The following is an 8001-nucleotide window of genomic DNA, read 5'->3' as shown; positions in this document are numbered from 1 at the left end:
ATGCTGTTGAGTATTAATGATCTTCAAAAAAAAATAGATACGCTGGTTTTGATATTAGGTTTTCCGGTTCACTCTGTTAACCTTTGCTCAGCACCTATTGATGATGGAACGCCTTATATTTCATTTGAAAATGGAAAGTATAATTATATCTGTTCCGAGAGAGGATATGAGTTCTCTAGAAAGGTTACAGATTCAACAGATGAGTTACTTTATTGGATTATGTATGATTTTATACATGATGTAGCAGTCGAGTACGAATTAAATAATCGGGTTCCTGGTAAAGATAGTCGGCGTATTTATTTTCCAAAGATTATTGAGCTTATGAACAAAATCAACATCGAATGGGGAATAAAATCTCGAAAACATTTTGAAGAAATTCTTGCTGCCAGTCCTTACGATGATAGCCTCTACTTATAATCTTAACTCAATAAATCCCGGCCTTAGTGCCGGGATTTTAATCCACAGATCAGTTAATTACCCTTCATTCGCCAGCCGGATGAGCAGTTGCCCCGGCCAGGTGATCACCTCGATCTTCTGCCCGGACGTGAAGCCCAGCTGCTCCAGCCAGCGGCCTTTAATGGTGAGCTGCGGCAGCGGGTTCGGCTGGCCCCGGTTAGGCCGGTAGCCGAACCTGTAATCCGCAGGCAGCGGTTGTGGGCGTGCGGGTCTATGACTCATGATGCGTGTCAGCCATGATCAACTACTTCTTAGTTGCTCATGGTCAGCGGGCTGGGGTGCTCCAACACCTCAGTTCCGCGTCTGTTAATTACTCCGTTTTACTAATCGCTGCCGTAACGCCCTGGAAATGCTCACTTGTGGCTTAGTATCGTGCTCAGCCATGATTAACTACCTCGTATAGTTGGTTATGGTTAGCGGGTTGGGGTGTTGGCGCTCCTGAGCTCCGCGTCTGATATCTACTCTGTTTAAACAATCCCATCGTCCAGCATCTCAGCCACAAATTACTGCTTCGTCATTTGCAGTTGCCGGATCGCATCGATCTGCCTTTCCAGCCCTGGCATCCGTTCAATGGTTCGTGTGATACGATCGCGGGCAGCAGGCAACAGCGCGGCAGCAGGTGCGACCGGTGCGGTCAGCGGAGAGCTGATGGGTCAGTTGATCATGCATTCGATGTATCCGGGTAAACAGGTCAGTGACCTGCAGGAGTCGGATAAGCAGATCATCAGTGCACTGAGTACACTGGCTGCAGGTCTGGCAGGCGGCGTGACCGGCGGCAGTAGCGCCAGTGCGCTGGCCGGCGCTCAGGCAGGGAAGAATGCGGTTGAGAATAACTCGCTGGGTGATATAGCGCAGGCGCAGTCTGAAGGTAAAACGCTTGAGCAGAAGGCCGGTGAGTATGTTGAGGCGGAAAACGAGCGCTATAAGAAGGAGAACTGTGCCGGATTAAGCGCGGAAGCCTGCTCGGTGAAAATGTACGACGAGCGGCGTGAATCGCTGAAAGAAACTCTTGCCGCCGGTGCAGATTTTGTGCCGGTGGTGGGTGATATCAAGAGCTTTGCGGAAGCGCAGAGTGCGCTGGATTATCTTGCCGCAGCGTTAGGGTTGATACCGGGCGCAGGGGATGTGGCGGGCAAGGCCATTAAAGCGGCTGAGACAGCGCTGAACAAAGGGGAACTTGCTGAAGCCTCGAAGCTGATCAATAAGGCCAGCGATGAAATCGTTGCTGTATCAGGTAGTAAGGGAAACTGGAGTAAATAACTGAATAATCCCCTGCCAAATAAAACGTATAAAGTTGATGCTAATAAAACGTATGTGACCGATAATAATGGCCGGGTAGCGTCTGTTGAAGCAGATCTGTCATTATTGACAAAAGACCGTAATACATACCAACAGTGCAAAGCTGGTAAATGTGGGGTTGCAGGGGATGAAGGTGGTCACCTGATAGCCAGCATTTTTGGTGGTATGGGTGAGAAGCTTAATATTGTTCCAATGAGTGGTAATCTGAATAAGGGTGCCTGGAAACAAATGGAAAATACGTGGGCTTCTGCCCTGAAAGAGGGTAAGCAGGTGAATGTTAAAATAGATCCCGTTTATTCTGGAACTGGTGGTCGCCCTGAAAGCTTTAACGTTATCTACTCTATCAATGGTGGTCGCCCAATAGAAAAAACCTTTATAAATGCACCGGGAGGGAAATAATGAGAAATGATCAAGAGATTTATAAAGATATCGGTACTGTTTTATATAGTATCGCTCCCGACAAAGCTAAGAAGATCATTATGCGTGCAGAATTGTCACCGGAAAATGATCATTGTGAGTATGAATATGATTATCTTGATGATGATGATAAAACTCAATGGTTAACGGCAGGTGGAAGGGCGAATACAGATATCCTTCATTATCTAGTAGAGCTTCGCAACTACTATATTGAAAACAATCTGACCAATGGCCGCCCTGCGTGGCATGGATGTAAAGTGACTCTGGATGTTGAAAAAATGAAACTAAATATAGACTTCCGCTACGACGATTAGCAATCAATGATCCCGGCTCTCAAGCCGGGATCTTCCTATTTTTAGCCGTCAAATCTACCCATAATGCCCGTTCCCGCGCTTGATCACCGGCAGATCGCCGGTGTAGTTCAGCGCGCCAGGGAACGCCTTAAGTCACTGCTTCATCTTCGGCCTGTTAACGGAGACCACGCCACATTTAGATAACACAAGTACTTATGAACATGGCAAATACTTGTTAGTTCCAGAATTGAAAGTATTTTTTAACCCGCAAAAAAATAATGTAGTTGTGGTTGATAAAACAGGTAATTTTGTCAGTGGATGGAAGCTTGATCCTCAAACGAAAAAGTATGATAACGTTATGGATAACGAGATTTAAGATGAGTCAATCACTTAAGAGCTACATTGACAGTTTTATATCCAAGGACATAACCGCTGGCTGCTTTGTGGACACTTATATGATTAAGTAGAAAACAGAACGTGATAATGAATTACTTGCACAGGATGATGATAATTTAAGTGAGTTACTCTCCAGCGTATTTTGTATTGCTGATATGTATAACCCAGATAATGTTCGTCAAGAATGTGAATTTAATGAAGGTCAACTTTGGTGTGAAATAAATAAGCTAATAGCCGCTTATACAGATAACTAAAAGGAAATCCTGGCCATTGAGCCGGGATTTTTACATTATCACTCAGCTGCTGCCAGCCGGATAATCATCTGTCCCGATTCAGTGATCCCCTCGATCTTCTGCCTGGTCGCAAATCCCAGCTCAGCCATCCAGTGAACGCGGAGGGGGCTGGACGGTCAAAGCCTGTGCTGCAGGTGATCGCGGATAAATCCCACGGTATAACGTCTTGATTTAGTTGTGGGCGTGTCGGCCTCTGGCTTATGATGCGTGCCAGCCATAATCAACTCTTCGTTAATTACTTGTGGTCAGCAGGCTGGGGGTTCGAGCTCCTCAGTTCCGCGCCTGTTAGCTGCTCCGTTTACCCATCACGTTATCCATAATCTCAGAAATAAACTATTGCTTCGTCATTGGCATCTGTCGGATCGCATCGATCTGCCTTTCTGGCCGTGACACCAGTGCAATGGTTCGTGTGATAAGATCACGGGCGGCAGGAACCAGCGCGGCAGCAGGCGCGACCGGTGCGGTCAGCGGAGAGCTGATGGGTCAGTTGATCATGCATTCGATGTATCCTGGTAAACAGATCAGCGACCTGCAGGAGTCGGATAAGCAGATCATCAGTGCACTGATTACGCTGGCTGCAGGTCTGGCAGGCGGCGTGACCGGCGGCTTTAGCGCCAGTGCGCTGGCCGGCGCTCAGGCAGGGAAGAATGCGGTTGAGAATAACTGGCTAAGCGTGCAGGAAGCCGAAAGAAAAGCCATCCTGGAGCGTAAGGAGAAGGCTGGCACTAACACGCCTGACGAGCGGCAGAAGCTGTCCGGTATCAATCAGACCGATAAAACCCGTGACCAGGCTATTCACGATGTATGTACATAGAACAATAGAGGCAGAGCGGCCTGTGGGACGCGGGTCAGGCAGGCTCAGACGGCGCTGGATAAATACGGCGACAGGGTTACTTACTCGCTGATTTACAAAGACCTGTACCCGCAGGACGCTGCAAATCTTGAAAGCGTCCTGAAGAGGCTGGATGCGGGAGGCATCAGCCGTGATCAGGCGATAACGGCGATAGCAAAGCAGTCCGGGCAAAGCTGGGACAGAGTGGCTGAACAATATGATTCAGCCATGCAGGCACAGGCGATTGCTGTTGCGCTGGCGGGCATGAAGGGTATTGAGATAAAACAGCCCTTGACCGTCAGCAAGTCACCGACAGCTAAGACAGACAAGAACCTTAGTTATGTTGATGAACCACCGTTTAACCCCGGCGGTACAGCGGGAGGTGCGCAGTCCTGGTCCACAAAGGGACGTATAAAATACGTAGAGCTTCCGACTCAAGGGAAAATAAGGTTTGTTCCTGATGGCAATTACTCTTCCAGTAATCCGTTACCAGGAGGACCAAATAACGGTTATCTCGATAAGTTTGGTAATGAATGGGTGAAAGGCCCCTCCCGCACCGCAGGGCAAGCCTTCGAATGGGATGTTCAATTATCACCCAAAGGGAAAGCTCAGCCTGGCTGGGCGACAAGAGATGGATCGCACTTGAATGTGTCCCTTGACGGAAAAATCACACATAAATAAGTAAGGCGCGTATTTATGGAAAGTAAAATCGGTTTTTATCAGGAGATAGAAATAACTTCTGGTTGCAAAGATAAAAATAAAAAGTATGTCGGTAAGAAAGGCGGAGTCATGGGAATAAGTGAAGAAGACGGAGTACTGTACGGATACTCAATAAAACTTTACGACGAAGAATATCTTTTATCTTTTGATAAAGATGAAGTGGTTCCGACAGGTAAACAACTCACTCAAGAAGACTTTTACTGATCCAACACAGATCCCGGTTATTGGCCGGGATCTTTTTTTACCCTTTCACACCGCCCGCCATTCGACCTTACCGTTGCGCCATGGCCGCTTCTGCGGTGTGCTGACGGCGGGGATAAACGGCGCTATCTGCTCCTGCTTACGCGACGACAGCTTTTTGCAGGCTTTGCGCAGTTGCGCCACCACCTCCGGCTCAGCAGGAGGCTGCGGTGCTTACTCTTTCGCTGTCAGTATCAGCGCGCCGTTCAGCACCTGCACTTCCAGCCCTGTCAGACCTAAAATCCTCACCGCATCTGACTGTAAGGCGCTGTTCCTGCATCAGCACTCAGCCGCCAACGGATAATCATCCGCCCCGGCGTAGTCATCACCTCGACCTTCTGTCCGGTAGCAAATCCCAATCCGATCAACCAGTGACCTTATAGAGTGATGAAGGATGAAGGTTTGTGCTCCAGGCGAATGCGGATATTTAGATGCGTGCTCAGCAAAGATGTATAACCAGCTTACTCAGACGCGGCAGAAAAACCCGTTGTTCGAGGTAAATTCTGTTCCTGGTTCGGGTGCTATTGACAGCTTTTCAACAGCCCTGTCGGCGCTGAATTATCTGGCTGCGGCAATCGAAATGATTTCGTCTTCAGTCAACGCCGCCGCTTCGTCACTCAAAGCACCGTTCCTCACGCTGCGATTATCAGCCCGCAATCCCTGACGTGCCGATCCACCCCGCAAATTTCCGCTCTCTGCCTGGTAAAGGCGCGCCTGCCTGACTACACCTTAAGCATCCTTGTTATCACTGTCCTTTCCGCTGTTTAAGCGGTTTTCACCCTGCGCCAAGGCATCCTGCCGCGCTGGCACCTTAAGCGGTCAGACATGATTTCTGACCTGATTCGGAGTGAATGATGAAAAGTCGCAACCTGACGCGATCGGCGGTCGCGTTTGCCACATTGAGTTGCCTGTATGTGCCGTTCAACGCTCTGGCGTGGGATAACCTGACGGTATTCGGCGATAGCCTGAGCGATGGCGGTAATGTCAGGCGTTTTACTTATGATGGCGCCCAGCATCCGCTGTATGACGAGATTCTTGCTGCACAGCTCGGACAAACGCTGCAGCCGTCGTCGCGCGGTGGCAGCAACTATGCGCAGGGCGGCGGCGTTACCGTGCCCGCGCTGGATGCCAGCCTCAATACGCAAGACCAGCTGGCTGCTTATCTGCAATCCACCGGCGGACGCGCAGATAGCAACGGACTGTATATTCACTGGGTAGGCGCTAACGATATCGCGGCGGCGGTGACCAATCCGCTTACCGCGCGCGAGACCATCAGCAACAGCGCCAGCGCGGCGGTGTCGCAAATCAAAACCCTGCTGGATGCCGGTGCGGGGGCGGTGATTGTGCCAAACGTGCCGCAGCTTGGCTCCACGCCTTTCATGGTGCAGGCGGTGCTGAGTGTGCTGGGCCCGGCGGCGCAGTCGGCGATGGTCGCGGCGTTTGCCTCGCTGGACAGCCATGCCACGCCCGACGTGGCTGCGCGCCAGCAGGCGGTGCGCGACGCATTCGATCAGGCCGCCGCACAGATATCGACCATCCCGGCGCTGCGTGCCGCGCTGGCGCAGCAGCTGTTTTCGGCCTGGCAGGTGCTCAGCGAGCAGGTGACGGCCCTCTCCGATGGCTATAACCAGCAGGAAGAGGCCGGGCTGGTGGCGCTGAATGGCAACATTGTGCGTGCCGACATCGCCGGCCTGTTCAACGAGGTAATTGCCGATCCGCAACGCTATGGCCTGAGCAACACGCTGGGGATGGCCTGTCCGGTTGGCACCTCTGCCGCCGAATGCACCTCGTCAACGCCCGGTTTCAGCAACGCGCAGGCCTATCTGTTTGCCGACCGGCTGCATCCCAGCCCGGCGGTACATGCCATGATCGCCGACTACATTCAATCGATCCTTGACGCACCCGCGCAGGTGGCGGCGCTGGCACGGGCACCGCTGATGCTGTCGCGGGATATGCAGAACACCCTCGACGGCCATTTACAGCAGCAGCGTCAGCAGCCGGCCAGCGCCGGTCAGGTCAGCGTGTTCGGCGGCTATGCCGGTCAGCATATTGATTATCGCGGCGATAGCCTGCTCAACGGTGACGCCAATACCGGCAGCCTGACGCTGGGATTGGGCTATCAGTTCACGGATAACTGGCAGGCGGGTCTGCTGTTGTCCAGCACCGCGCAGCACCAGCATCCTTCGGCGCACTATGATTACAAGCTGCGCGGCAATTTGCTGGCGCTGTATAGCCAGCTGACGCTGCTGGAGCAGGGCTGGATCAATGCGGATGTGCACTATGCCGATCTCGATTTTGACAGCATCGAACGTCGCATCAATATCGGCCCGGCAACGCGCACCGAACAGGGCAGTAGCAGCGGAAAAATGCTCGGGCTACGGGTGCAAACCGGCTGGGATCTGCCGATAGGCGAACACCTTTCTACCGGTCCGGTTGCCAGCTACGCACTGGATTATGTGCGGGCAGGGGGCTACAGCGAAAACGGCGACAGCAGTACCGCTATGCGCTTTTCCGATCAAACCCTGCATTCGCAAATCGGCGCGCTTGGCTGGCGTATCGACAGCAAACAGTGGCCGGTGAATCCGTGGGCGCAGCTCAGTTATAACCACCAGTTCGGCGATACGCAGAACGCGGTGCGCGCCGGGCTGAAGTCAACGCAGACCGGCTTTGTACGCAGCGTCAGCGCCGGTGATAAAAACTGGCTGGATATGTCGCTGGGGGCCAGCGTGCCGCTGGGTGAAACGGTAAACGCCTTTGCCGGGGTTTCTGCGGTCGGTGGCAACAGCGCCTATCATCAGCTGAGCTGGAATATTGGCCTGAACGCGACATTTTGACGGCGACGCGCCAGTCGAAAATTTTTACTGGCGCGTTATCTCGCGTAAAAAATTAAACTGATGATCGCGGGAAATATTTCGATAATTCAAGCCATTCTTCTTCGTAAGTCAAATTAATCAGAACGTTCGTACCGGCGATTACCACAATTATTCTGCGATAAATCTGTAAAACGTATTTTTGTCGCTTCGCTTTCCTTCCGGAATCATATCGTTATTCTCTC

General features: G+C 51.7%; 10 protein-coding genes and 2 pseudogenes. 10 read left to right on the top strand and 2 right to left on the bottom strand.

Going from position 1 to position 8001, the window contains the following annotated elements:
* Entirely contained in the window at positions 1 to 417 is a 417-nt protein-coding gene (locus C1Y43_RS05795; protein ID WP_104187390.1) for an Imm63 family immunity protein, read from the top strand.
* A 57-nt stretch (positions 418 to 474) separates the two neighbouring features.
* Here the strand turns inward: C1Y43_RS05795 and C1Y43_RS05790 are convergent, their stop codons facing one another.
* Positions 475 to 678 carry a SymE family type I addiction module toxin gene (locus C1Y43_RS05790; RefSeq protein ID WP_104187388.1) on the bottom strand — a complete coding sequence of 68 codons (204 nt, stop codon included), beginning with the start codon at positions 676 to 678 and terminating at the stop codon, positions 475 to 477.
* A 372-nt stretch (positions 679 to 1050) separates the two neighbouring features.
* On the opposite strand from C1Y43_RS05790, the pseudogene C1Y43_RS24300 reads away from it, so the two are divergent.
* From C1Y43_RS24300 to C1Y43_RS05745, 7 genes and pseudogenes are all read left to right on the top strand, one after another.
* Positions 1051 to 2154 (top strand): annotated as a pseudogene (locus C1Y43_RS24300) (DNA/RNA non-specific endonuclease); the annotation flags it as partial.
* Positions 2154 to 2486, top strand: a complete 333-nt coding sequence (locus C1Y43_RS05775) for a hypothetical protein (protein WP_058775901.1) — start codon at positions 2154 to 2156, stop codon at positions 2484 to 2486. The pseudogene C1Y43_RS24300 and the gene C1Y43_RS05775, both read left to right, overlap by 1 nt.
* Before the next feature lie 142 nt (positions 2487 to 2628).
* Positions 2629 to 2841 (top strand): colicin D domain-containing protein, encoded by a 213-nt coding sequence (locus C1Y43_RS24295; protein ID WP_104187384.1) that lies wholly within the window; start codon positions 2629 to 2631, stop codon positions 2839 to 2841.
* A 103-nt stretch (positions 2842 to 2944) separates the two neighbouring features.
* Positions 2945 to 3115: pseudogene (locus C1Y43_RS24290) on the top strand (colicin immunity domain-containing protein); the annotation flags it as partial.
* A 517-nt stretch (positions 3116 to 3632) separates the two neighbouring features.
* On the top strand, positions 3633 to 3968 hold the full coding sequence (locus C1Y43_RS05755; protein ID WP_233209800.1) for a VENN motif pre-toxin domain-containing protein: 336 nt from the start codon (positions 3633 to 3635) through the stop codon (positions 3966 to 3968).
* A gap of 222 nt (positions 3969 to 4190) precedes the next feature.
* The gene (locus C1Y43_RS05750; protein WP_199189140.1) at positions 4191 to 4667 is read left to right on the top strand and encodes a polymorphic toxin type 17 domain-containing protein; all 477 of its coding nucleotides are present in this window, start codon (positions 4191 to 4193) and stop codon (positions 4665 to 4667) included.
* A 15-nt stretch (positions 4668 to 4682) separates the two neighbouring features.
* Positions 4683 to 4910, top strand: coding sequence for an Imm31 family immunity protein (locus tag C1Y43_RS05745; RefSeq protein ID WP_104187380.1), 228 nt, complete (start codon positions 4683 to 4685; stop codon positions 4908 to 4910).
* Positions 4911 to 4955: 45 nt separating this feature from the next.
* On the opposite strand, the gene C1Y43_RS23910 is transcribed toward C1Y43_RS05745, so the two are convergent.
* A complete protein-coding gene (locus tag C1Y43_RS23910) occupies positions 4956 to 5093 on the bottom strand; it encodes a hypothetical protein (protein WP_164861077.1) in 138 nt (45 codons plus the stop codon).
* 301 nt (positions 5094 to 5394) lie between these two features.
* On the opposite strand from C1Y43_RS23910, the gene C1Y43_RS05735 reads away from it, so the two are divergent.
* Together C1Y43_RS05735 and C1Y43_RS05730 are read left to right on the top strand one after the other, a co-directional pair.
* On the top strand, positions 5395 to 5610 hold the full coding sequence (locus C1Y43_RS05735; protein WP_104187378.1) for a hypothetical protein: 216 nt from the start codon (positions 5395 to 5397) through the stop codon (positions 5608 to 5610).
* A gap of 187 nt (positions 5611 to 5797) precedes the next feature.
* The gene (locus C1Y43_RS05730; protein WP_104187376.1) at positions 5798 to 7780 is read left to right on the top strand and encodes an autotransporter outer membrane beta-barrel domain-containing protein; all 1983 of its coding nucleotides are present in this window, start codon (positions 5798 to 5800) and stop codon (positions 7778 to 7780) included.
* Positions 7781 to 8001: the final 221 nt, after the last annotated feature.

Origin of the sequence: Pantoea sp. ICBG 828 (assembly GCF_002928355.1) — a bacterium.
Classification (GTDB): Bacteria; Pseudomonadota; Gammaproteobacteria; order Enterobacterales; family Enterobacteriaceae; genus Pantoea; species Pantoea dispersa.
Note: the sequence above shows the minus strand (reverse complement) of the source record. Positions and strands in the feature narration are given on the sequence as shown.